This window comes from Streptomyces sp. NPDC052773, from assembly GCF_044547145.1.
Lineage (GTDB): Bacteria > Actinomycetota > Actinomycetes > Streptomycetales > Streptomycetaceae > Streptomyces.
Map to the genome: position 1 here is coordinate 37,986 of NZ_JBITZX010000025.1, position 22,188 is coordinate 60,173.

Here is a 22,188-nt window from a genome sequence, read left to right on the forward strand (position 1 = left end):
TGACAGCGCCCTCCCTCAGGTGCCGTGGCCGGTCTGCCCGTTCGAGGGTCGTCTCCGTGTGCGCGGGGGTCAGTCGACGGTGACGGTGAGGTGGTCCAGGGCGGCGAGGGGGGTGACGTCGAGGCTGCCGCAGCGGGAGAAGCGCACCTTCCGCAGCCGGGGCAGCTCGGCCAGTGCGGCGACGTTGTCCACGCGCTCCGCCTTGCCGACATACAGGCCAGCGCCTCGGCGGTCCCGTCGGCTGCGGACTCCCGGTCGCGCAGCAGGGCCCCGGTCCGCCGGGTCTGCTCCACCGCCGCGCGGGCCGCGAACGACGGCTGGGCGGTGAGCTGTTCGACCAGGTGCGCGCAGCACAGCTCCAGCAGCTCGGCGTAGAGCACCCGGGCCCGCTCCGCGAGGTCGGGCACCGGCCGCTGTACCTCCCGCGCCAGCCGCGCCGGGTCCAGGTCCGCCGCGAAGAGCCGGTCGGCGTCGAGCGGTCCCGCCGCCGCGAAGGCGTCCTGGACGGCCGCCACGGCGGCCAGCCGCTCGTGTTCGGGCAGTCCCGCGTGGGCGTCCGCGATCCGCGCGGACAGGACGCGGGCCGGCTTTCGAGGTGGCGCCGGCTTCGGCAGCGGCCGGACGGGGTCCGCCACCAGGCCCGCGCCCGTCTTCGGCTTCACCACCGGCCGCACCGCCGACCTCGCCAACGACGAGGCCACCGTGGCGGCCAGCCGGACCAGCACCCGTCTCCAGCCCCTGCATGCCCCCGGACTCCCCCTCTTCCCCCTCGACGGAGAAAATCGTAGGCACGCGCGCGTGGGCCGTTGGCGGAGATCGCCAACAAACAAGCGCTTACCGCCGGTAATACTTATCGGTAACAACCTCTGGACCCCGCCGTACGGCGGTCCTACGGTGCAGGAATGCCGAATCTCCCCAACGTCGTGGTCTGGTCGATACCCGCCTTCCTGCTGCTCACGATCCTCGAGATGATCAGCGTCCGGCTCCATCCCGACGACGACCGCGCCGGGTACGAGACCAAGGACGCCGCGACCAGCGTGACCATGGGACTCGGCAGTCTGTTCTTCGACTTCCTCTGGAAGTTCCCGATCGTCGCCATCTACACGGCGATCTACGAACTCACCCCGCTGCGCGTGCCCGTGCTGTGGTGGACCGTCGCCCTGATGCTCCTCGCGCAGGACTTCTTCTACTACTGGTCGCACCGCGGCCACCATGTCATCCGCATCCTGTGGGCCTGCCACGTGGTCCACCACTCCAGCAGGAAGTTCAACCTCACCACCGCGCTGCGCCAGCCCTGGACCTCGCTGACCGTCTGGCCGTTCTACGTCCCCCTGATCGCCGCCGGCGTGCACCCGGCCGCGCTCGCGTTCTGCTCCTCGGCGAACCTCGTCTACCAGTTCTGGATCCACACCGAGCGCATCGACAAGATGCCCCGCTGGTTCGAGTTCGTCTTCAACACGCCGTCCCACCACCGCGTCCACCACGCCTCCCAAGGCGGCTACCTGGACCGCAACTTCGGCGGCATCCTCATCGTGTGGGACCGTCTCTTCGGCTCCTTCACCCCCGAGACCGAGCGGCCCGTCTACGGGCTGACGAAGAACATCGACACCTACAACCCGCTGAAGGTCGCCACTCACGAGTACGTCTCCATCGCCAAGGACCTGAAGGCCGCGACCGGTTGGCGCGAGCGGGCGGGCCGCCTGTTCCGCGGCCCGGGCTGGCAGCCCGCGCCGCCGACGGTGAAGAGCGATGGCGAGCCCGCTCCGCCGACGGTGAGGGCAGACGGCGATCCCGTGTTGCCGACAGCGCGGACCGGTGGCGAGCCCGTGCCGCCCCAGGCGACGACCGACGGCGGGAAGACGGCCGACGAGACCGTCGTCGCATGAGACTCCGCCGCGCCCTGCTCGGCGCCTTCGCCCTCGCGGCGCTTGCCGACCTCGCCTCCCTCGCGGCCGGCCACGACGCCGGGCACCTGGTCGCCAAGCCCCTCCTGATGCCCCTGCTGGCCGCCCACGCCGTGCTGAGCGGCGCCCCCCGGCTGCTGGTCGCGGCGCTGCTGTGCGGCTGGGGCGGAGACGTCCTGCTGCTGTCCGACGCGGAGCCCGCGTTCCTCGCCGGCATGGCCTCGTTCGCCGCCGGGCACGTCTGCTACCTGCTGCTCTTCCGGGCGTACGGCCGTCAGGACGCGGACGCCCACCACTCCCATCTGCTCGCCGGATACGGTGTCGTCCTCACCGCGACCCTCGCCGCCCTCTGGCCCGGCCTGCCGGCCGATCTGCGCGTGCCCGTCGCGGGCTACAGCCTGCTGCTGACGGCGATGGCGTACCGCGCGGGGACCCGGTTCGGCCGAACCGCCGGGGCGGGCGGCGCGCTGTTCGTGCTCTCCGACACCCTCATCGCCACCGGCGTCGCCGACTGGCCGCAGCCGCCGCGGCCCGACCTGTGGATCATGCTCACCTATATCGCCGCGCAGTACCTGCTCGTCACCGGCACACTCAAGGCGCTCGACGCGCACCCCGTGACCGCGCGGTCGCGCGCCGAGGTCCGCCCGGCCCCCTGAAAGAGGAGCCGGCCACGACCATCCGCTGTCCGCGGTCCGACCGTCACCAACGGATCGGCACCGGCACCGCCGTGAGGAGCCCGGACACCGCGACCACCACCGCCAGCGCCGCCACCTCCCCGCGCGCGGGCGCGCAGGCGGTCAGCGGGTCGGCCGCGCGGGCGAGCCGGATCCGCGCCCACAACGCCAGCGCGGCGGCGACGGCCACCAGCAGCACCTTGGCCAGCAGAACGCGCCCGTACGCCGTCGTCGTCAGCTGCTCCAGAACCGTCTCCGGCGGCATCCGGCGCACCGTGCTCAGCAGGCCCGTCGCGGTGAGCGCGGCGAGCAGAACGGCCGCCACGCGCGCGTAGAGCCCCAGCAGAGCCGCGCCCGCCCGGTCCGCGCCCCACAGCCGCAGGGTCCGCAGCGCGTACAGCAGACCGCCCATCCACAGCGACGCGCACACCACGTGAACGAGCGTCAGGCCCGAGCCGACCAGCGGGCCGTGCTCGGTCGTCGGGTGGGCGCGCAGCGCCTCCGCGACCGCCACCACCGCCAGCGGCCACACCTGCGTCCCCGGGCGGCGCGAGAGGGCGCACAGGCCCGCCACCGCGAACGCGTTGACCTCCAGCAGGGCGAGCTTGCCGTCCCGGGAGGCGTACAGGCCGCCGACGTCGATCTGGCCCGGGCTGTGCGGCACCAGGTTGCCGGTCGCCACCACCGAGGCCAGCCCCAGCGCCGCCACGAACCCGGCGCCCGCCGCCCACACCGCCCAACTGCTCGGACGTACGGCGGGAGCGCCCGGTACGGCCCGTGCCAGCCGCCGCACGAACAGCTCGCCCAGCGGCACGCACAGCGCCGCGAAGAGAACCGTCCGCAGCAGGGCGATACCGCCGGTGCCGGGCGCGGCGGACTCCCCGGTGCCGTGCAGGGCGGCGGACGGCCCGAGCAGCGGGATCAGCGCCCCCAGGGCCGCCAGGACCAGCACGGCGAAGGTCCCGCCGAGGCCGCCGAGGCCACCGAGGCCGGCGCGTCGTGCGGTGCCGCTCGTCCCGGCGGCCTCGCTGGTCGGTCGTATCGAGGTCACCTCGCGATCTCCCCCTCACACCCAGCGCGCCTCGTCCGTCCCCCAACGCCCCGGCGGCCGGGCCCAGTCGGCCGGACCGCCCTCGAAGGTGACCGGCGGCAGCGCGTACCGCAGCCGGCCCAGCGGGCTGTCCCGCTCGGCCAGCCAGGGACCGGCGTCCTCGAAGGAGGCGTGGGAGGCGTGGGAGGAGGCCGCCTCCGTGGCGTCCGCCGTCACCTCCTCCGCCAGCCATCGTGCCGTCCGCGCCAGCGCCACCCGGACCAGCCGGCCGCAGCCGTCGTACGACTGCTCCGTCAGCGCCCGCAGCACCGCCGCGGCGAGCAGATGGCCGGTGCCGTGGTCCAGGACCTGTGCGGGGAGCGCGCCGGGGCGCTCCGGCGTGCCCTCGGTCGCCGCGATCCCGGTGGCGGCCTGCACCAGGCTGTCGAACCCGCGCCGCTCCCGCCACGGCCCGTACGCGCCCCACGCCGACAACTCGGCCACCACCAGCCCGGGCCGCCGTTCGGCCAGCGCCTCGGCGGAGAGCCCGAACCGGTCCAGCGCGCCCGGCCGGTAGCCGGTGACGACGACGTCCGCCGTGGCGAGCAGGTCGTCGAAGGCGCGCAGCCCGGTGCGCAGGTCGAGAACCGCCGAGCGTTTGCCGAACCCCGTGTCGGCGTGCTGGTCGGGCAGTTCGGGGAGGTGAGGCGGGTCCACGCGGAGCACGTCCGCGCCGAGCAGGGCGAGGGTGCGGGTGGCCACGGGCCCGGCGATGACCCGGGACAGGTCCAGCACGCGCAGCCCGGCGGCGGGCAGCAGGGGAGTGCCGTGCAGCGGGGCGAGCACCCGCGCGGGGGCCGTGTCCAGGCGCTCGCGCTCGACCAGGGGGTGTTGTGCCACCTCCGTGGCCTGCGGGTGCGCCGCCCACTCCGCTGGAGTGCGTACGGCGACGGCGAGGCCTCCGGCGGCGTACACGGTCTCCTCGACCTCCCGCGCGGACCGTTCGGCCAGCGCGGCCTCCACCCGGTGCACCCCGTCCACCCCGTCCGCGCCGTCCTCCCGGACCCCGAGCGAGGACAGCAACCGCTCCCGGTGGTGGGGGAAGTTGGCGTGGGTGCGCACCCAGCCGTCCGCCGTGCGCCAGAACCGCGACAGCGGCGCGAAGCCGACCGGCGCGCGCCCGTCGACGAGGAGCTGCCGCTCGCTGGTGAACGCCGCCGCCACCGCCCCGTCGTCCACCCGCACCGCGGGCACTCGTACGTCGTCCACCCGCACGTCGTCCGCCCGTACGTCGTCCGTCCGCACGCCGGACCCCCGGGCCCCGGGCGCCCGCCCGAGCCCGGCCCGCCGCGCCCCCAGTTCCGCCGCGGCCAGCGCGCACACGGCGACGCAGGCCCGCGCCGCCTCCCGGACCGGGAGCCGGGACTGAAGCGCACCGCGGCGGACCGTCACCGCGACCCGGCCGGCCAGGGCGGGATCTCCGCCCAGCGCGGACCAGGCGTAAGAGATGTTCCTCATGCGTGAACTATGCCGGGCCGCGCGGAAGACCGCGCGGCCCGGCATCACGAAAGGCCCCCGGCGGTGCCGGAGAAGAGCTACTTCACCGCGTCCAGCGCGTTCACGATCCCGAAGCCGTAGAACCCGTTGACGCGCTTGCCGCCCTCGCACACCGCGTCCTGGTCGCCGTCGCCGTCCTGGTCGTAGGACTCGGGGCAGCCCGGGTTGTCCGCCTGCGCCTTCAGCAGCGCCTGGAGCTGGGCCGGAGTCGCCCACGGGTGCTCCGACTTCAGCAGCGCGGCGACACCCGCGGCGTGCGGCGAGGCCATCGAGGTGCCCTGGAGGAAGGCGTACTGGTTGTTCGGCATCGTGGACAGGATGCGGCCGTCCTTCGACGGGGTGTCCGGCAGCTGGTAACGCCGGTCGCCGCCCGGCGCGGCCACGTCCACCACACCGTTGCCGTACGACGAGTAGTACGACTTGAGGTTGTGCACGCCCGTCGCGCTGACCGTGACGATGCCCGGCAGCTGGGTCGGCACGTCGTAGCACTCGTGCGGGTCGATGGTGCGCTCGACCGGCGTGGTGTCGTTCGGGCTGGAGTCGTCCACGATCGCGTCCGCGTCGAGGTCGTGGTTGGAGTTGCCCGCGGACGCCAGGTGCAGGGTGCCCTTCTTCTGGGCGTAGAGCTGGGCCCGGTTGACCGCGTCGACGATGGCCCGCTGGTCGGGGTCGTCCATGCAGTTGTACAGCCACGGGTCGACGTAGTAGCTGTTGTTCGTGATCTCCACGCCGTGGTCGGCGGCGAACACGAACGCGCAGACGACGCTCTCCGCGTAGAAGAGGCCGTTCTTCGGGTCGGTCACCTGGATGCCGGCGACCTTCACGCCGGGCGCGACACCGGCCACACCGACGCCGTTGCGGGCCGCGGCGATCTCACCGGCCACGTGGGTGCCGTGGTAGTCCTGCGGGGTGTACGGCCGCCAGGCGCCCTCGCTGGTGTCCGCGACACCGCCCGCGCAGTTCGCGGACTGCGACTTGGAGAAGTTCGGGGCGAGGTCCGGGTGGGTGTCGTCGACACCGGTGTCGATGACGGCGACGGTGACGTTCCTGCTGCCCGGGTTGATCTGCGCGGCCTTGTCCGCGCCGATCGCCCGCAGGTCCCACTGGTCGGCCTCCAGCGGCTCGCTGCCCGGCGTCGCCGCCGAGGCCGCCTTCACCTTCGCGGCCTCCGCGGCCGTCAGGTAGTCGGCGGCGCCCTCGTCCGTGGTGCCCGCGGGGGTCAGCGGGGCGGTGCGCGTGGCACCCGCCGACTGCACGCCGCGGACGGTGCGTATCTCCTTGGCGAAGTCGGGGTTCGCCGAGTGCGCGACGATCACACCGATCTTCGCGTACGTCGCAACGACGGTGCCGCCGGCCGCGGTCACGGCCTTCTTCACCGCGGCGATCGTGCCCTTGTCCACCTTGGTGTTCACGACGTAGGCCAGCTCGGGCGCGTCCGCCGCCCGCGTGGCGGTCTCCTGGACCGGCGCGGCCGAGGCGGTCGCGGGCAGGAAGCCGAGCGAGGCGGTCAGCGACAGCACGACCGGCACCGCGAGGGCGAGTCGGCGTCTGGAGCGCAGATGAGCCATGGGGTCTCCACATCATCCGGAAACGAAACCGGCCCGAGACACAGGTGGTGCTCGGGCAGGTGCATGACGATGGTGCAGGGGGACGCTATATCGCGAAGTCGCTGGCCAGCAATGCTGTCACCGCGATGACTTCACAGATTTACGCCGTTCGCAGTTGAACCGGTTCCCCGAAGGCCCCGTGACGTTGGACAAGAGGCCGGGCACAGAGCGGGCCCCCTGTCGGATCACGCCGGGGGCCACTAGCATCGCCGCCCGGTTCGTGTGATCCAGATCACCTGTCATGATCCGCACTGCGAGGAGACTCCGTGGCCACCGACGCACCGCCCCCTTCGAAGACCGAACACCGGCTCCCGTCCCCCGAGGAGTTCGCCCGGGTGCAGGAGAGCGCGGAGTTCGGTGAACTGCGCCGCTCCTACCGCTCCTTCGCCTTTCCGCTGACCGTCGCGTTCATCGCCTGGTACCTGCTGTACGTCCTGCTCTCCAACTACGCGGGCGGCTTCATGGGCACCAAGCTGTTCGGCAACATCAACGTCGCTTTCGTCTTCGGAATCGCCCAGTTCGTCACCACGTTCCTCATCGCCTGGTGGTACGCGCGGCACGCCGCCGCGAAGCTCGACCCGAAGGCCGAGGCCATCAAGACCCGGATGGAGGGCGGCGCATGAACCTCGCCATGACCCTCGCGGCCAACGAGGCCAGCGAGCACCGGCCGCTGATCATCTCCCTGTTCGCGGCCTTCGTTGTCGCGACCCTGTTCATCACCGTCTGGGCGGGCCGCCAGACGAAGGACGCCGCCGACTTCTACGCGGGCGGACGGTCCTTCAGCGCGTTCCAGAACGGCCTCGCGGTGTCCGGCGACTACATGTCGGCCGCCTCGTTCCTCGGCATCGCCGGCGCGATCGCCCTCTTCGGCTACGACGGATTCCTGTACTCCATCGGCTTCCTGGTCGCCTGGCTGGTCGCCCTGCTCCTGGTGGCCGAGCCGCTCAGGAACTCCGGCCGCTACACCATGGGCGACGTCCTCGCGTACCGCATGCGCCAGCGCCCGGTGCGCACGGCGGCCGGTACGTCCACGATCGTCGTGTCGATCTTCTACCTGCTGGCCCAGATGGCCGGCGCCGGCGTGCTCGTCTCGCTGCTGCTCGGCATCACCTCCGACGCCGGCAAGATCCTCATCGTCGCCCTCGTCGGCGTCCTGATGATCGTGTACGTCTCCATCGGCGGCATGAAGGGCACCACCTGGGTCCAGATGGTCAAGGCCGTGCTGCTCATCGGCGGCACGATCCTCATCACCTTCCTGGTGCTGCTGAAGTTCAACTTCAACATCTCCGACCTGCTCGGCAAGGCCGCCGAGAACAGCGGCAAGGGCGCCGCCTTCCTGGAGCCCGGCCTGCAGTACGGCGCCACCGGCACCTCCAAGCTGGACTTCATCTCGCTCGGCATCGCCCTGGTCCTCGGCACCGCGGGCCTGCCGCACATCCTGATCCGCTTCTACACCGTGCCCAACGCCAAGGCCGCCCGGAAGTCCGTGAACTGGGCGATCGGCATCATCGGCGCCTTCTACCTGATGACCATCGCGCTCGGCTTCGGGGCCGCCGCGCTCATCTCCCAGGACGAGATCATCGCGTCCAACCCGTCCGGCAACACCGCCGCCCCGCTGCTCGCCCTGCACCTGGGCGGCGTCGACTCCGCCTGGGGCGCGATCCTGCTCGCCACCATCTCGGCGGTGGCCTTCGCGACGATCCTCGCCGTCGTCGCCGGTCTCACCCTCGCCTCGTCCTCCTCGTTCGCCCACGACATCTACGCGAACGTCATCAAGAAGGGCCAGGCCACCGAGAAGCAGGAGGTCAGGGCGGCCCGCCTGGCCACCATCGGCATCGGCGCCGTCTCCATCCTGCTGGGCGCCCTCGCCCGCGACCTGAACGTCGCCGGCCTCGTCGCCCTGGCGTTCGCCGTCGCGGCCTCCGCCAACCTGCCGACGATCCTCTACAGCCTGTTCTGGAAGCGGTTCACCACCCAGGGCGCCCTGTGGTCGATCTACGGCGGTCTGATCGTCGCCGTCGGCCTGGTGCTGTTCTCGCCCGTCGTCTCCGGCGACCCCAAGGCGATGTTCCCCGACGTCGACTTCGCCTGGTTCCCGCTGAAGAACCCGGGCATCATCTCCATCCCGTTCGGCTTCCTGATGGGCTGGCTCGGCACCGTCCTGTCCAAGGAGGAGCCCGACAAGGGCAAGTACGCCGAGCTGGAGGTGCGGTCGCTGACCGGCACCGGAGCGCACTGAGCCGATCCTCCGAGCGGCCGGGTCACGGGTTCCTGGTAGGTACCTACGACCCGGCCGCGTCTTACGTCGTGGGATCGGGCTGGTGTCGCTGTCAGTGGTGTCACGTAGGCTCACACCTGAGGACAGACGACCCAGACGACTGATCCGCGACGGGAGGGGGCCTCGTGCTCATCGACACCTACGGCCGGGTGGCCACCGACCTGCGGGTCTCGCTCACCGACCGGTGCAACCTGCGCTGCACCTACTGCATGCCCGAGGAGGGCCTGCAGTGGCTGGCCAAGCCCGACCTGCTCACGGACGACGAGATCGTCCGCCTCATCGACATCGCCGTCACCTCCCTCGGCATCACGGAGGTCCGCTTCACCGGCGGCGAGCCCCTGCTGCGCCCGGGCCTGGTCGGCATCGTCGAGCGGGTCGCCGCCCTCGCCCCCCGCCCCCAGATGTCGCTGACCACCAACGGCATCGGCCTGGGGCGCACGGCCACCGCCCTGAAGGCCGCGGGCCTGGACCGGGTCAACGTCTCCCTGGACACCCTGCGCCCCGACGTCTTCAAGGCCCTCACCCGCCGCGACCGCCACAAGGACGTCCTCGAAGGCCTCCAGGCCGCCCGCGAGGCCGGCCTCACCCCGGTCAAGGTCAACTCGGTCCTGATGCCCGGCCTCAACGAGGACGAGGCCCCGGACCTCCTCGCCTGGGCCGTCGAGCACGACTACGAGCTGCGGTTCATCGAGCAGATGCCCCTGGACGCCCAGCACGGCTGGAAGCGCGAGGGCATGATCACCGCGGGCGACATCCTGACCTCGCTGCGCACCCGCTTCGACCTGACCCCCGAGGGCGACGAGGCCCGCGGCTCCGCACCGGCCGAACGCTGGCTGGTCGACGGCGGACCGCACCGCGTGGGCGTCATCGCCTCCGTCACCCGCCCGTTCTGCTCCGCCTGCGACCGCACCCGCCTCACGGCCGACGGCCAGGTCCGCACCTGTCTCTTCGCCACCGAGGAGACCGACCTCAGGGCCGCCCTGCGCTCCGGCGCCCCCGACGAGGAGATCGCCCGCATCTGGCGCCTGGCGATGTGGGGCAAGAAGGCCGGCGCGGGCCTGGACGACCCGGGCTTCGTCCAGCCGGACAGGCCGATGTCGGCGATCGGCGGCTAGCGAAGCGCCCGGAAGGGCCGCGGGGAACCGCGCGACCGGCCACAGCCGGCGCCCGTACCCGGCGACGAGGCGTCAGCCCGGCTGCTCCCACTCCGCCAGCGGCACCACGTCCTTCAGGAACCCCCGCACGCCCAGGAACTGCGACAGATGCTCGCGATGCTCCTCGCACGCGAGCCACGTCTTGCGCCGCTCCGGCGTGTGGATCTTCGGGTTGTTCCAGGCCAGCACCCACACAGCGGCGGCCCGGCAGCCCTTGGCGGAACAGATGGGGGAGTTCTCGTCACTCACGCTTCGTCTCACAGCCGCACAGAAAAAACGACGCCGAGCAGCCACGGGGGGAGCTGCCCGGCGTCGGTCCATCGCTCCGACGGGGGATGCGGAGCGCGTACGCAGTATGTCACGCGTAACCGGTTGTCGGGCACCGGAACAACAGATTGATCTGAGCTTTTCTTGAGCTTGTCACCGGACCGGCCGCGAGGCTCAGCTCCGCGCACCCGGACCCGGATCGCCCGCCGTGTCCTCCGCTCGCGATTCCGCCCGCGGCGGCTCGATCATCGCCCTCGGCGGCACGGACACGAACGTCGACGGCAGCGACGGCGCGTTCTCCCGCCCCGCGTTCGCGATCACCACCGCGATGTACGGCAGCACCGCGCCGAGCACCAGCGCCACGATCGCGACATGCCGTTCCACGTTCCAGAGCACCGCGGCCAGGATCACCGAGACCGTACGCACGCTCATCGAGATGACATACCGGCGCTGCCGCCCCCGGACGTCCTCCTGGAGGCCCTGCCGGGCGCCGGTGATCCGGAACACCTCGGCGTTCCCGCCGTCCCTCAGCTTCCGCATCACATTCCACCATCCGCCCGCATCGGACTCTCCCAGGCCCGCCCCGACGTCCACCACACCGGCTCGGACGCCCGGCCGGGACACCTCCACGGTACGCCGCACCCGCACGGCCCACGAGCCCGGGTCGCCCTCTCGCCTGCGCGAACATCCCGCCCGTCGCGCGGACGGCCCCGCCCGACATGCGCCGTACGGCGGACGGGCCGAAACTGGGCGTACTGCTCACGTCGAGCCGGACGAGGAGGCAACCATGGGCTGGTTGTGGGCGATCATCGTGGGATTGGTGCTGGGCCTGATCGCGAAGGCGATCATCCCGGGCAAACAGCACAGTCCCATCTGGCTGGTCACCATTTTCGGCATGCTCGGCGCGATCGCCGGCAACGCCATAGCGCGGGGCTTCGGTGTCGAGGAGACGCCCGGCATCGACTGGAGTCGGCACGCCTTCCAGCTCGTGGCCGCCATCATCATCGTGGCCGTGGGCGACATGCTGTACATGGCGACGCTGGGCAAGCGCAAACACCGGGTGTAGCGCGAAGCGCCCGTCAGGGGCGCGGGGAACTGCGCGAAAGCCACGACGAAAGCCGCGGCCCGCAGCTCACCCGCACCCCTGCGGGCGCTCACGCCTGAGCGCTCACCCCAGCGGCGCCCACGCCTGAGCGCTCACCTTGCGGCGCTGACCCCAGCGGCGCTCACGCCTGGGTGACCTCCACGGCGGCGAGGTTCTTCTTGCCGCGCCGCAGCACGAGCCACCGCCCGTGCAGCAGGTCCTCCTTCGCCGGAACGGCGTCCTCCGCGGCGACCTTCACGTTGTTCACGTACGCGCCGCCTTCCTTGACGGTGCGCCGCGCGGCGGACTTGCTGGCCACCAGGCCGACCTCGGCGAAGAGGTCGACGACCGGACCCAGCTCGGCGACCCGGATGTGCGGCACCTCGGACAGCGCCGCGGCCAGCGTCCGCTCGTCCAGGTCGGTCAGCTCACCCTGGCCGAAGAGGGCCTTCGACGCGGCGACCACGGCGGCCGTCTGGTCGGCGCCGTGCACCAGCGTGGTCAGCTCCTCGGCGAGTGCGCGCTGCGCCGCCCGGGCCTGCGGACGCTCCTCGGTCTGCCGCTCCAGCTCCTCCAGCTCCTCGCGGGACTTGAAGGAGAGGATCCGCATGTAGCGGGAGATGTCGCGGTCGTCCACGTTCAGCCAGAACTGGTAGAACGCGTACGGCGTGGTCATCTCCGGGTCCAGCCAGACCGCGCCGCTCTCGGTCTTGCCGAACTTGGTGCCGTCCGCCTTGGTCATCAGCGGGGTGGCCAGCGCGTGCACCTCGGCGCCCGGCTCCAGCTTGTGGATCAGGTCCAGGCCCGCGGTGAGGTTGCCCCACTGGTCGCTGCCGCCCTGCTGGAGCGTGCAGCCGTAGCGGCGGTAGAGCTGGAGGAAGTCCATGCCCTGGAGGATCTGGTAGCTGAACTCCGTGTAGCTGATGCCCTCGGAGGACTCCAGACGGCGGGCGACCGAGTCCTTCGTCAGCATCTTGTTGACGCGGAAGTGCTTGCCGATGTCCCGCAGGAACTCGATCGCGGACAGGCCCGCGGTCCAGTCCAGGTTGTTCACCATCACGGCCGCGTTCTCGCCCTCGAAGGACAGGAACGGCTCGATCTGGGCGCGGAGCTTGCCGACCCAGCCGGCGACGGTCTCCGGGTCGTTCAGGGTGCGCTCGGCGGTCGGGCGGGGGTCGCCGATCAGACCCGTCGCGCCGCCCACCAGTGCCAGCGGCCGGTGCCCGGCCTGCTGGAGCCGGCGCACGGTGAGCACCTGCACCAGATGCCCCACGTGCAGGGACGGCGCGGTCGGGTCGAAGCCGCAATAGAACGTGACGGGACCGTCCGCGAGCGCCTTGCGCAAAGCGTCCTCGTCAGTGGACTGGGCGAACAGCCCGCGCCACTTCAGCTCGTCGACGATGTCCGTCACGGTCGCATGTCTCCTTGAACGGTGAAAAGGGCTTCCAACAGTCTATGGGGGGCCACCGACAGTCATGGGCGCCGGCGGTGGCTCGGACGCCGACGGCTCAGACTCCCCGGCTGACCGAGCTCATGTTGAAGTCGGGCACCCGCAGCGGCGGCATGGCGGCCCTGGTGAACCAGTCGCTCCACTCCCTCGGCAGGGTCTTCTCCGTGCGCCCGGCCTCGGTGGCCCGCCCCAGCAGGCCGACCGGCGACTCGTTGAACCGGAAGTTGTTCACCTCGCCGGTCACCTCGCCGTTCTCCACCAGGTACACCCCGTCCCGGGTGAGGCCCGTGAGCAGCAGCGTCGCCGGGTCGACCTCGCGGATGTACCACAGGCAGGTCAGCAGCAGCCCGCGCTCGGTGCTCGCCACCATCTCGTCCAGCGAGCGGTCGTCACCGCCGTCCAGGATCAGGTTGTCGATGCCCGGCGACACCGGCAGCCCGGTCAGCTCCGCGCTGTGCCGGCTGGTGATCAGATGCTTCAGCTCGCCCCGGCCGATCCACTCGGTGGCGGTGAGCGGCAGCCCGTTGTCGAACACCGACGAGTCGCCGCCGGAGGAGTGCGCCAGGACGAACGGGGCGGCCTCCAGACCCGGCTCGTGCGGGTCGCTGCGCAGGGTCAGCGGCAGCTCGCTCAGCTTCTCGCCGAGCCGGGTGCCGCCGCCGGGCTTGGAGAACACCGTCCGGCCCTCGGCGGCGTCCCGGCCCGACGCCGACCACATCTGGTAGATCAGCAGGTCCGCGACCGCGGTCGGCGGCAGCAGCGTCTCGTAGCGGCCCGCGGGCAGCTCGATCCGGCGCTCGGCCCAGCCGAGGCGTACGGCCAGCTCCGCGTCGAGCGCCGCCGGGTCGACGTCCTTGAAGTCCCGGGTGGAGCGCCCGGCCCACGCGGAGCGGGTGCGGTCCGGGGACTTGGCGTTCAGCTCCAGCGTCCCGTTGGGCTGGTCGTGGCGCAGCCGCAGCCCCGTGGACGTCCCGAGGTAGCTGCTGGTCAGCTCGTGGTTGGCGAAGCCGTACAGCTCCCGGCCGCCCGCCCGCGCGCGGGCGAACGCCTCGCCGAGGGCGGGCGCGAAGTCCGTGAACACGGCCGAGGAGGTCTCCGCGGGCGCGTCCGTGAAGCCGGGGGAGGCGGGCACGTCCGTGACCAGGGGCCGGGCGTCCTCGGCGGGCGCGGCACCGCGCGCGGCGGCCTCAGCGGCCCGCACCAGCGGCTCCAGCTCGTCCGCGGTCACCGCGGACCGGGACACCACGCCGGAGGCCGTGCCCTCCTTGCCGTCGACGGTCGCGATCACGGTGAGCGTCCGTCCGCGCGTGACGCCGTTGGTGGTCAGCGCGTTGCCCGCCCAGCGCAGGTTGGCGGTGGACTGCTCGTCCGCGATCACGACGCAGCCGTCCGCGCGGGACAGCTCCAGGGCCCGCTCGACGATCTCGTGCGGCTTGTTCACCGGGGCGCTCATCGGCCGGCCTCCTGCGTGGTGTTGAGGATGTTGACGCCCCGGAAGAGGGCGGACGGGCAGCCGTGGGAGACGGCGGCGACCTGGCCCGGCTGGGCCTTGCCGCAGTTGAAGGCGCCGCCCAGGACATAGGTCTGCGGACCGCCGACCGCGGCCATCGACCCCCAGAAGTCGGTGGTCGTGGCCTGGTAGGCGACGTCCCGCAGCTGCCCGGTGATCCGCCCGTTCTCGATCTTGAAGAAGCGCTGGCCGGTGAACTGGAAGTTGTAACGCTGCATGTCGATGGACCAGGAGCGGTCCCCGACGACGTAGATGCCGCGGTCGACGCCGCCGATCAGGTCCTCGGTCGACATCCCGGCGGCATCCGGTCGCAGCGACACGTTGGCCATCCGCTGCACCGGCACATGGGAGGGCGAGTCGGCGAAGGCGCACCCGTTGGAGCGCCCGAGCCCGGTCAGCTTCGCGATCCTGCGGTCCAGCTGGTACCCGACGAGCGTGCCCTCCTTCACCAGGTCCCAGGACTGCGCCTCGACGCCCTCGTCGTCGTACCCGATGGTCGCGAGGCCGTGCTCGGCGGTGCGGTCACCGGTGACGTTCATCAGCTCCGAGCCGTACTTCAGCTTGCCGAGCTGGTCGAACGTGGCGAACGACGTCCCCGCGTACGCCGCCTCGTAGCCCAGCGCCCGGTCCAGCTCGGTGGCGTGCCCGATGGACTCGTGGATCGTCAGCCACAGGTTGGAGGGGTCCACGACGAGGTCGTACAGCCCCGGCTCCACACTCGGCGCGCGCATCTTCTCCGCGAGCAGCTCCGGGATCTCGGCCAGCTCCCGGTCCCAGTCCCAGCCGGTGCCCGTCAGGTACTCCCAGCCGCGGCCGACCGGCGGTGCGAGGGTGCGCATGGAGTCGAACTCGCCGCTGGATTCGTCCACCGACACTGCGGTCAGCTGCGGGTGCAGCCGTACCCGCTGCTGGGTCGTCACGGTCCCGGCCGTGTCGGCGTAGAACTTGTTCTCGTGCACGGTGAGCAGCGAGGCGTCCACGTGGTCCACCCCGTCGGCCGCGAGCAGCCGCCGGCTCCACTCGGCCAGCAGCCCCGCCTTCTCCTCGTCGGGCACGGTGAACGGATCGATCTCGTACGACGAGATCCACGTCTTGTCCGCGTGCACCGGCTCGTCGGCCAACTCCACGCGCTCGTCGGACCCGGCCGCCTTGATCACCTGCGCCGAGAGCTTCGCCATCGCCACGGCCTGGCTCGCCACCTTCGCCGCGGCGTCCATGGTCAGGTCCACGCCGGACGCGAACCCCCACGTCCCGCCGTGCACCACCCGCACCGCGTATCCCAGGTCGGTGGTGTCCGACGACCCGGACGGCTTGCCGTCCCGCAGCCGCCAGGACGCGCTGCGCACCCGCTCCAACCGGAAGTCCGCGTGCTCCGCGCCGAGGGCACGCGCGCGTGCGAGCGCGGCGTCGGCGAGGGCGCGTAGCGGAAGTGCCAGAAAGGACTGATCGATTTCATGGGGCACGGGTGGGCATCCCTTCGGGCTCGCCTGCGAAGACCGTTCCAGGCAGTGAATCATGTCCCGCCGCGGCGAGCCGCTGAAGATCCGGTCCCCCGCGCCCGTGCCTCCGGGCCTTTTGCGGGCATCGGGGGGTCATTGTCAGCGGCAAGTGTCAGTATCTCTCCATGCAGGGTTGGGGGCGGGAGTTCCGTGCGTGGCTGCTGTCGCTCGATGAGCGAAGCATGCGGGGGTTGTTGACGCAGCATCAGTGCTTGCGTCGCAAGCGGTGTGTGCACCGACGGCGCGTCAAGGAGGGCGGAGACGCCCAGGTGGCATCGCGCCGCGAAGCACAGTCCGTGCGCGTGTGGTTGACCACCACGACGGAGCCGGTGCTGCACGGGGTGGCCGCGTGCGGCGTTTCCTGGGCGTCCCGTGCGCTCATCGGTGCCTACGGTTTTCCACGGGACGTCGTGGAGGATCCCTCCGCGCCCGACCTCGTCACGATGCTCGAGGTGCTGGACCCGGCGCTGGCTCGCTGCGCGCTGTACGGGCTGCTGGCCCCTGAGGCCCAGGGTCAGCTGCCCGCGGCGGAGGTGGCCATGGCGCACCTGGCCCGGTGCGGGGCCGCGGCCGATCGCGAACCGCCGCTCGACGCCCGGGAGATAGGTCCGAGACTGTCGCGAACATCGATGCGGCGGCAGAAGGCGCTCGGGAAGGCGGGGGAAACAGCGGTGCGATACGAAGGCTCGGAGAGGACGGACGTGAACGGCAGCCGAAACCAGGAGAGTCGGGAGGCGACGACGGCCGCCGCGCCCACAGCGCATCTCGACGCGGGAGCAGGGGCCGATACCGTCCGCCGTGCCCTGTCCGGCCTGCGTTCCTCCGGCGGGGAACTGGCCGACGCCCTGGAGCGGTCCGCCGTCGTCCTGCGGGACGGCAGGGTGCCCGAGGCGAAGGAGCGGCTCACCGACCTCCTCGCCGCGTGGATCCACGAGCGCGCCCTTCTCGCGGAGACGCTCTCCGAGCAGGGGGGCGACTGGCCTTCCGGCGCCGGATATGCCGAGCTGGAGGCGGAACTCGACCGCCTCGACCGGGTCAGGGAGGCCCTGGCCCAGAGGGACAAACTGCGGCGGCGAGCCGCCCAGTACGAGCAGTTGATCGCGGGCGCGGAGGCCGAGGCGGAGGCCGAGGGGCTGCGCATGGCCCTGGACGGCATCCGCGGTCAGATGACGGCGCTCGAGGCCGCTCTGCGGGGCAGCCTGCCGGAGTCGCCTGCACAGTCGGAGTCGGAGCAGTCGTCCACCGTCGACCCGGACTCGGCCTCGGAATCGGGGGCGCAGCCGACCGTGGAGCCGGAGCCGGAGGACAAGTCGGAGCCGGAGCCGGAAGACGAGCCGGAGGTCATCCCGTCGCCGGGGCCCGTCGAGTCTGCCTCGGAATCGACGTCGCAGCCGCAGCCGACCGTGCAGCCGCAGCCGGAGGAGAAGCCGGAGCCGGAGCAGCGGGCGGAGCCGGAAGATGAGCCGGAGGTCATCCCGGCGCCAGGCCCCCTGGAGTCCGCGCCCGCGCCCGAGCCCGAGCCCGCGCCCACCGAGTCTGTCCCGCAGCCGCAGCCGCAGCCGCAGCCCCAGCCGCAATGGGAGCCGCAGTCACCCGCCGAAGCATCACCCGCCGAAGCCTCGCCCGTCGCCACCGTGCAGCCCGCGACCCCGAGGACCGAGCAGGACCGCGACACGGCCCTCACCGCTCCCACCCCCGCCTCCGACGGCCACCCGGCCTCCGCCCCACTCCCCGCGGACGACACGACCTCGCCCTGGAGCGCTGTCGACGGGCCCTCTCCCGTGGCGCGACTCGTGGCCCGCGGAGACTTGCCCCAGGCGTACTGGATGTCGGCGGCGTCGGACGACCATCCCCACCGCGCCAAGGCGCTCTCCTTCCTCGCGGCTGCCTTTTCCTGCACCGACGTGGACGGGGCCACCCAGGTGCAGATGGCGCACGACATCACGTCCCTCGACCTCGTCGAGGACCGGGACGCGCACCTCGTGGCCCTGGCCGCGGCGATGCGCTCCGGCCTCACGGCCGGCTGGCCGCATGCCCTCGTCAGCGACTTCACCATGCCGTCCGGCCTCTCCCAGCCCTGGCAGCACCTGTTGATGGCGCTGAACGAGGCGGTGCGCGAGTGCCGGATCTTCGTGCCCGGCTCGGCGGAGGAGCCCACCGAGCCGGAACACCACCTCACGGTCGACGACATCGAGGAATCCGCGCGGGTCCTCCTGGAGGACCTCCCGCGCCGGAAGATCAAGTACCAGCGTGCGTCCCGGGCCCTGCAGTACCTGACCGGCCCCTCGGGCCAACTGCACCAGGCCCTGCGCACGGTGCTGGACTGGGCCACCGGTACGGGCGACGCCTCGGCGCTCAAGGCCTTCGGCGAGAACCTCAGGCGCGGTGAGTACGTCGACCGGCTCATCGAGGACGCCGACAGCCGCTTCCGCACTCCCAAGCAGGCCAGGGAAGCCATCCACTCTGGCGCGCTGCGCCAGCTGCACGCGACCATCAGGTCGGTGGGGGAGCTGGTGGCGAAGGCCGAGGCGATGGCCGCGGCCGCGCAGGCCAAGGACACCGCCGCCGGCTCCAACGCCCCCCGGTGGGAGGCGTTGGTGGTGGAGCTGGCGTCCTACGACGAGCCGTCGGGAGTCGGCGGCGCCGCACTCGGCCTGCTGCGCAGATGGCTGGCCGCCGAACCCACCGGCCACTCGGCGACGACGATCGACGCCGACGGCGCCATCGTCCCGTCGGACGACTGCCTGCTGTTCCTGCCGGAGCTGCCGCGCGACGCCGACGGCCGCCCCGACTTCGACGACCCGCGCACGGCTCCCGCCCTGGCCGGTCTGCTGACCCCGGAGTCCGCCGAGTCGGCGCTGGCGGAGTACGTGGCGCGTGGCGATCTGCATCTGGCCCGCGCCCTGGTGCGGGTGGTCGGTGACACCGTCGCCGCGGACCCCGCCGCCCAGGCGGCGTGGCTGGAGGACGCGGTCCGGCGCTGCCGGGAGGCCGAGAAGGAATGGCGCCGGAAGATCGCCGAGCACCATCGCCTGGCCGCCTCCCACCTGGCGCAGATAAGAACGCTCAACCTGATGCCCTCCGACACGGAGCGCGAGTTCACCGGCCGCCTGCAGGAGTTCGCGGACGGCGACGAGGCGGGTCGATACCGGTACGCGCTGAGCGCCCTGCGCGACCTCGTCGCCGAACTGACAGACTGGGTCGCGGAATCGACCAAGCGCCTGCGCGAGCGGCTCGACGCGCTGAAACTCGACCCGGAGCGCCCGCTCTCCGACCCCGACCACGACCGCATCCTGCGGCTGATCGACGAGGGGGACACGGTCACCGCGCAGGAGTTCCTCGCGCTCGCGGAGAGCGGTCAGCGGCTGCCTGAGCGACCGGACGACGAGGGCGCCGAACTCCGCGAGTTCCTGGCCGGTCTGACCGGCCCCGGCGCCCCCTCTCCCGGCGGCGACGGCGTGCCGGCCGGCTGGTGGGTCGACCGTTACGGCTCCGGCGAGAAGGTCACCGCCAACGCCGAGCAGGGCATCGCCTCCTGGAAGGCCCTGTGCACCAAGAAGGGGCGCAACAGCGACTGGAGCCAGCACGTCACGCGCGTGCTGCGGCTGCTCGGCCTGAAGCCCCTGGGGCACTTCCAGGCCGAGCCGATGGGACAGGGCGTGCGCCGCTTCAAGGGACGGGCGAGCGTCATCGAAGCGCCCGGGTACGTCGCCGCGCTGGGGTCCCGCGCCACGTCGTACACCGTGTTGCTCATCTGGGAGGAACAGCGCGCCGACGGCCCCCTCGCCCACCTCGACGACTCCGACGTCGACGCCAACCTCGTGCTCTACCTGCACCCCCTCGGCCTGGAAGGGCGGCGGGCCCTCGCCGAGGCCTCGCGGCGCAAGGCCCAGCAGGCGCTGGTGGTCGACCCCGCGGTGGCCGGCTGGATGGCCGCCCGCGCGCCCGGCGCCTTCCGCGCGCTGCAGCGCGTCACGCTGCCCTGGACGTCGTACGACCCCTACACCCCGTTCGTCGCGGGCGCCGTGCCGCCGGAAGTCTTCTACGGCCGTGACCAGGAGCTGCGGGAGGTGATGAACCCGGACGGCGGACTCTTCCTCTACGGCGGCCGCCAGCTCGGCAAGTCCGCGCTGCTGCGCCGGGTGGCCGAACTGTTCCCGCGCCGCTCCGACGCCAACGTCGCCGTGTACCTGGACTTGGTGAAGGCCGAGATCGGCCAGGCGGAGTCCCCCGAGCGGATCTGGAAACTGCTGGCCGACGACCTGAAGCGGCAGCGGGTCATCGACCCGAAGAAGGTGTCCGACCAGGCCCAGCCCGAGCACGTGGCCAACGCCATCCGCGGCTGGCTGGACGCGGACGATTCCCGCCGGATGCTGATCCTCGCCGACGAGGCGGACGCGTTCCTCACCGCCGATTCCCGCCGGGTCTTCCGGTCCGGAGGAGAGTCCACGTTCCAGAATGTCAAGCGCTTCCAGCACCTCATGGAGCAGACGGACCGCCGTCTCAAGGTGGTCTTCGCGGGCCTCCACCAGGTGCAGCGCTTCGGCGAACTGTCCAATGTCTCCACCGCGCACGGCGGCCCCGACGTCCTGGTCGGACCGCTGAACCCGACCGCGGCCGTGCGGCTGGTCACCGAGCCGATGGCGGCCCTGGGCTTCGTCTTCGAGCGGCCGGAGCTGGTCTGGCGCATCCTCGCCATCACCAACTACCAGGCCAACCTGGTGCAGATCTTCTGCAGCGAACTCGTCCGCACCCTCCAGGGCCGCTCCCAGCGCGGCCATGTCCGCCCCACGCCGATCACCGAGTCGGACGTCCAGGAGGTCGCGGCCTCGGACACCGTGCGCACCCGCCTGGCCGAGCGGCTGCGTTTCACCATCAACCTGGAGGACCGCTACCGCGTCCTGACCCTGGTCATCGCCCTGCACAGTCTCGAGGACGGCTACCGCGGCGACTACTCCGCCGAGGAACTGCTGCAGTGGGCGAGGGAGGCCTGGGAGGAAGGCTTCCACGAACTCGGCGTCAAGCAGGTCCAGATCTACCTCAGGGAAATGGTCGGCCTCGGCCTGCTGGTGCAGCTCGGCGACCGCTCCAGGTTCGCGGTGCGCAGCCCCAACGTCGTCAACATGCTGGGCACCCGCGACGAGCTGTTGCTGGAACTCCGGGAGACCGAGTTCAGCCAGCCGTACGAGTACGACCCGCGCGCGGCGCGCCGCCTCCTCGGCCGCTACGCGGGCAGCGACCCGAACCGCTACGTGACCCGCTACAGCCCCCTCACCGAGGGCCAGCTGCACGAGGCCGCGCAGCCGGGCGTCACGGTGATCGGCACCACCAGGCTGCACCGCCCGGAGCTGATGATCACGGCGACCGAGCGCTTCGCCGAGGCGCGCGGCGTGGAGGTCCGCAGGGTGAGCGCCCAGGAGGACCTGCGCGCCGTCCTCACCGACGCCTCCCGGCTGCGCAGGAACTACGTCCTCGCCGTCGACCTGCGCGGCATCGAGGCCGACGCGCTGCTGGACGCCGTACGGCTGTGTGTGGAGCACGCGGGGCCGGCCGCCGACGCCCTCGTCCACCAGGCCGAGGGACGCAAACGCTCGAACCACCGCTCGGTGTTCGTCGTGGCCGACGCGCTCACCGTGGGCGCCTTGCAGGAGCCGAAGGACGTGGAACCTCTGCCCGTCCGGTTCCTGCGCCCGGAGCGTTGGTCGGTGGAGAGCCTGCGGGCGTGGCCGGAGTGTCCCTTCGTGTCCAAGGCCGACCGCACCCGGCTGATCCAGGTCACCGGCGGCTGGGCCACCTGGGTCGAGCCCGCCATCGCCGAGGTCACCGTCAACGGCGCGACGCTCGACAGCGCCCTGGACAAGATAGGCCGGGCCATCCAGCTGCCGGACAACCTCGACCGCCACTGTGAGGCGGCCGGCCTGGAGATCCGGGACCTCGATCTGCTCGCCCTGTGGAACGGCTACGTCAGTGAGGGGCAGGGCGTCCCCATCGACCAGGTCGCCGAGGCCGTGGAACTGCCCGAGCCGGAGACCGAGACCTGGCTCGCCCGGCTGGACCGGCTGGGGCTCATCGACGCCGTGCCCGACGGCATCGCGGTCGACCCGGTGACGTTCCGCGCCGTGCGCGCGCGTGCGGGGGAGTGAGCGGGTGCGGCTGACGGGGGAGGAGCTAGTC

General features: G+C 72.0%; 16 protein-coding genes and 1 pseudogene. 7 read left to right on the top strand and 10 right to left on the bottom strand.

The features are described from left to right. Positions 1-69: 69 nt before the first annotated feature. Both ACIG0D_RS34400 and ACIG0D_RS34405 read right to left on the bottom strand, forming a co-directional pair. Complete coding sequence (locus ACIG0D_RS34400; protein ID WP_399809170.1) at positions 70-192, bottom strand: hypothetical protein; 123 nt, start codon at positions 190-192, stop codon at positions 70-72. 122 nt (positions 193-314) lie between these two features. Beyond that, positions 315-989, bottom strand: a pseudogene (locus tag ACIG0D_RS34405) (hypothetical protein); the annotation flags it as partial. Between ACIG0D_RS34405 and ACIG0D_RS34410 the strand changes: the two are divergent. Together ACIG0D_RS34410 and ACIG0D_RS34415 are read left to right on the top strand one after the other, a co-directional pair. After that, entirely contained in the window at positions 903-1,886 is a 984-nt protein-coding gene (locus ACIG0D_RS34410) for a sterol desaturase family protein (protein WP_399809109.1), read from the top strand. The pseudogene ACIG0D_RS34405 and the gene ACIG0D_RS34410 overlap by 87 nt on opposite strands. Continuing rightward, positions 1,883-2,560, top strand: coding sequence for a lysoplasmalogenase (locus ACIG0D_RS34415; RefSeq protein ID WP_399809112.1), 678 nt, complete (start codon positions 1,883-1,885; stop codon positions 2,558-2,560). Before ACIG0D_RS34410 ends, ACIG0D_RS34415 begins: the two co-directional genes overlap by 4 nt. A 43-nt stretch (positions 2,561-2,603) precedes the next feature. On the opposite strand, the gene ACIG0D_RS34420 is transcribed toward ACIG0D_RS34415, so the two are convergent. The 3 genes from ACIG0D_RS34420 to ACIG0D_RS34430 form a co-directional block, all read right to left on the bottom strand. After that, on the bottom strand, positions 2,604-3,629 hold the full coding sequence (locus tag ACIG0D_RS34420; RefSeq protein WP_399809115.1) for a CopD family protein: 1,026 nt from the start codon (positions 3,627-3,629) through the stop codon (positions 2,604-2,606). Positions 3,630-3,644: 15 nt separating this feature from the next. Beyond that, positions 3,645-5,126, bottom strand: a complete 1,482-nt coding sequence (locus ACIG0D_RS34425; RefSeq protein WP_399809117.1) for a CoA transferase — start codon at positions 5,124-5,126, stop codon at positions 3,645-3,647. A 77-nt stretch (positions 5,127-5,203) separates the two neighbouring features. After that, positions 5,204-6,733, bottom strand: a complete 1,530-nt coding sequence (locus ACIG0D_RS34430) for a S8 family serine peptidase (RefSeq protein WP_399809120.1) — start codon at positions 6,731-6,733, stop codon at positions 5,204-5,206. Positions 6,734-7,038: 305 nt separating this feature from the next. Between ACIG0D_RS34430 and ACIG0D_RS34435 the strand changes: the two genes are divergently transcribed. The 3 genes from ACIG0D_RS34435 to moaA all read left to right on the top strand — a co-directional run bounded on the left by ACIG0D_RS34435 (position 7,039) and on the right by moaA (position 10,165). Continuing rightward, a complete protein-coding gene (locus ACIG0D_RS34435; RefSeq protein WP_399809123.1) occupies positions 7,039-7,395 on the top strand; it encodes a DUF485 domain-containing protein in 357 nt (118 codons plus the stop codon). Further along, positions 7,392-9,011: a cation acetate symporter gene (locus ACIG0D_RS34440; RefSeq protein WP_399809125.1), complete on the top strand. Its 1,620-nt coding sequence runs from the start codon at positions 7,392-7,394 to the stop codon at positions 9,009-9,011. Before ACIG0D_RS34435 ends, ACIG0D_RS34440 begins: the two co-directional genes overlap by 4 nt. A gap of 164 nt (positions 9,012-9,175) precedes the next feature. After that, entirely contained in the window at positions 9,176-10,165 is a 990-nt protein-coding gene (gene moaA, locus ACIG0D_RS34445) for a GTP 3',8-cyclase MoaA (protein WP_399809128.1), read from the top strand. A 72-nt stretch (positions 10,166-10,237) separates the two neighbouring features. Here the strand turns inward: moaA and ACIG0D_RS34450 are convergent, their stop codons facing one another. Next, positions 10,238-10,453, bottom strand: a complete 216-nt coding sequence (locus ACIG0D_RS34450; protein WP_365760673.1) for a hypothetical protein — start codon at positions 10,451-10,453, stop codon at positions 10,238-10,240. A 192-nt stretch (positions 10,454-10,645) separates the two neighbouring features. Next, on the bottom strand, positions 10,646-11,011 hold the full coding sequence (locus ACIG0D_RS34455) for a DUF3099 domain-containing protein (protein WP_399809132.1): 366 nt from the start codon (positions 11,009-11,011) through the stop codon (positions 10,646-10,648). Between the two features lie 247 nt (positions 11,012-11,258). Here ACIG0D_RS34455 and ACIG0D_RS34460 point away from each other — a divergent pair, with 247 nt between their 5' ends. Beyond that, the gene (locus tag ACIG0D_RS34460; RefSeq protein WP_365760677.1) at positions 11,259-11,537 is read left to right on the top strand and encodes a GlsB/YeaQ/YmgE family stress response membrane protein; all 279 of its coding nucleotides are present in this window, start codon (positions 11,259-11,261) and stop codon (positions 11,535-11,537) included. Between the two features lie 160 nt (positions 11,538-11,697). Here the strand turns inward: ACIG0D_RS34460 and tyrS are convergent, their stop codons facing one another. From tyrS to ACIG0D_RS34475, 3 genes are all read right to left on the bottom strand, one after another. Continuing rightward, positions 11,698-12,966 carry a tyrosine--tRNA ligase gene (gene tyrS, locus ACIG0D_RS34465; protein ID WP_399809135.1) on the bottom strand — a complete coding sequence of 423 codons (1,269 nt, stop codon included), beginning with the start codon at positions 12,964-12,966 and terminating at the stop codon, positions 11,698-11,700. Positions 12,967-13,063: 97 nt separating this feature from the next. Next, positions 13,064-14,458, bottom strand: coding sequence for a metallopeptidase TldD-related protein (locus tag ACIG0D_RS34470; RefSeq protein WP_399809138.1), 1,395 nt, complete (start codon positions 14,456-14,458; stop codon positions 13,064-13,066). After that, complete coding sequence (locus tag ACIG0D_RS34475; protein ID WP_399809141.1) at positions 14,455-15,978, bottom strand: TldD/PmbA family protein; 1,524 nt, start codon at positions 15,976-15,978, stop codon at positions 14,455-14,457. Before ACIG0D_RS34475 ends, ACIG0D_RS34470 begins: the two co-directional genes overlap by 4 nt. 344 nt (positions 15,979-16,322) lie before the next feature. Between ACIG0D_RS34475 and ACIG0D_RS34480 the strand changes: the two genes are divergently transcribed. Next, on the top strand, positions 16,323-22,157 hold the full coding sequence (locus ACIG0D_RS34480; protein WP_399809144.1) for a hypothetical protein: 5,835 nt from the start codon (positions 16,323-16,325) through the stop codon (positions 22,155-22,157). The last annotated feature ends 31 nt before the right edge of the window (positions 22,158-22,188 follow it).

What these genes read in the sequence shown, in the direction of transcription:
- ACIG0D_RS34410 (WP_399809109.1), top strand. Translation starts at nt 903, where the DNA reads ATGCCGAATCTCCCCAACGTCGTGGTCTGGTCGATACCCGCCTTCCTG.
- ACIG0D_RS34415 (WP_399809112.1), top strand. Translation starts at nt 1,883, where the DNA reads ATGAGACTCCGCCGCGCCCTGCTCGGCGCCTTCGCCCTCGCGGCGCTT.
- ACIG0D_RS34425 (WP_399809117.1), bottom strand. Translation starts at nt 5,126, where the DNA reads ATGAGGAACATCTCTTACGCCTGGTCCGCGCTGGGCGGAGATCCCGCC.
- ACIG0D_RS34430 (WP_399809120.1), bottom strand. Translation starts at nt 6,733, where the DNA reads ATGGCTCATCTGCGCTCCAGACGCCGACTCGCCCTCGCGGTGCCGGTC.
- ACIG0D_RS34440 (WP_399809125.1), top strand. Translation starts at nt 7,392, where the DNA reads ATGAACCTCGCCATGACCCTCGCGGCCAACGAGGCCAGCGAGCACCGG.
- ACIG0D_RS34455 (WP_399809132.1), bottom strand. Translation starts at nt 11,011, where the DNA reads ATGCGGAAGCTGAGGGACGGCGGGAACGCCGAGGTGTTCCGGATCACC.
- ACIG0D_RS34460 (WP_365760677.1), top strand. Translation starts at nt 11,259, where the DNA reads ATGGGCTGGTTGTGGGCGATCATCGTGGGATTGGTGCTGGGCCTGATC.
- ACIG0D_RS34470 (WP_399809138.1), bottom strand. Translation starts at nt 14,458, where the DNA reads ATGAGCGCCCCGGTGAACAAGCCGCACGAGATCGTCGAGCGGGCCCTG.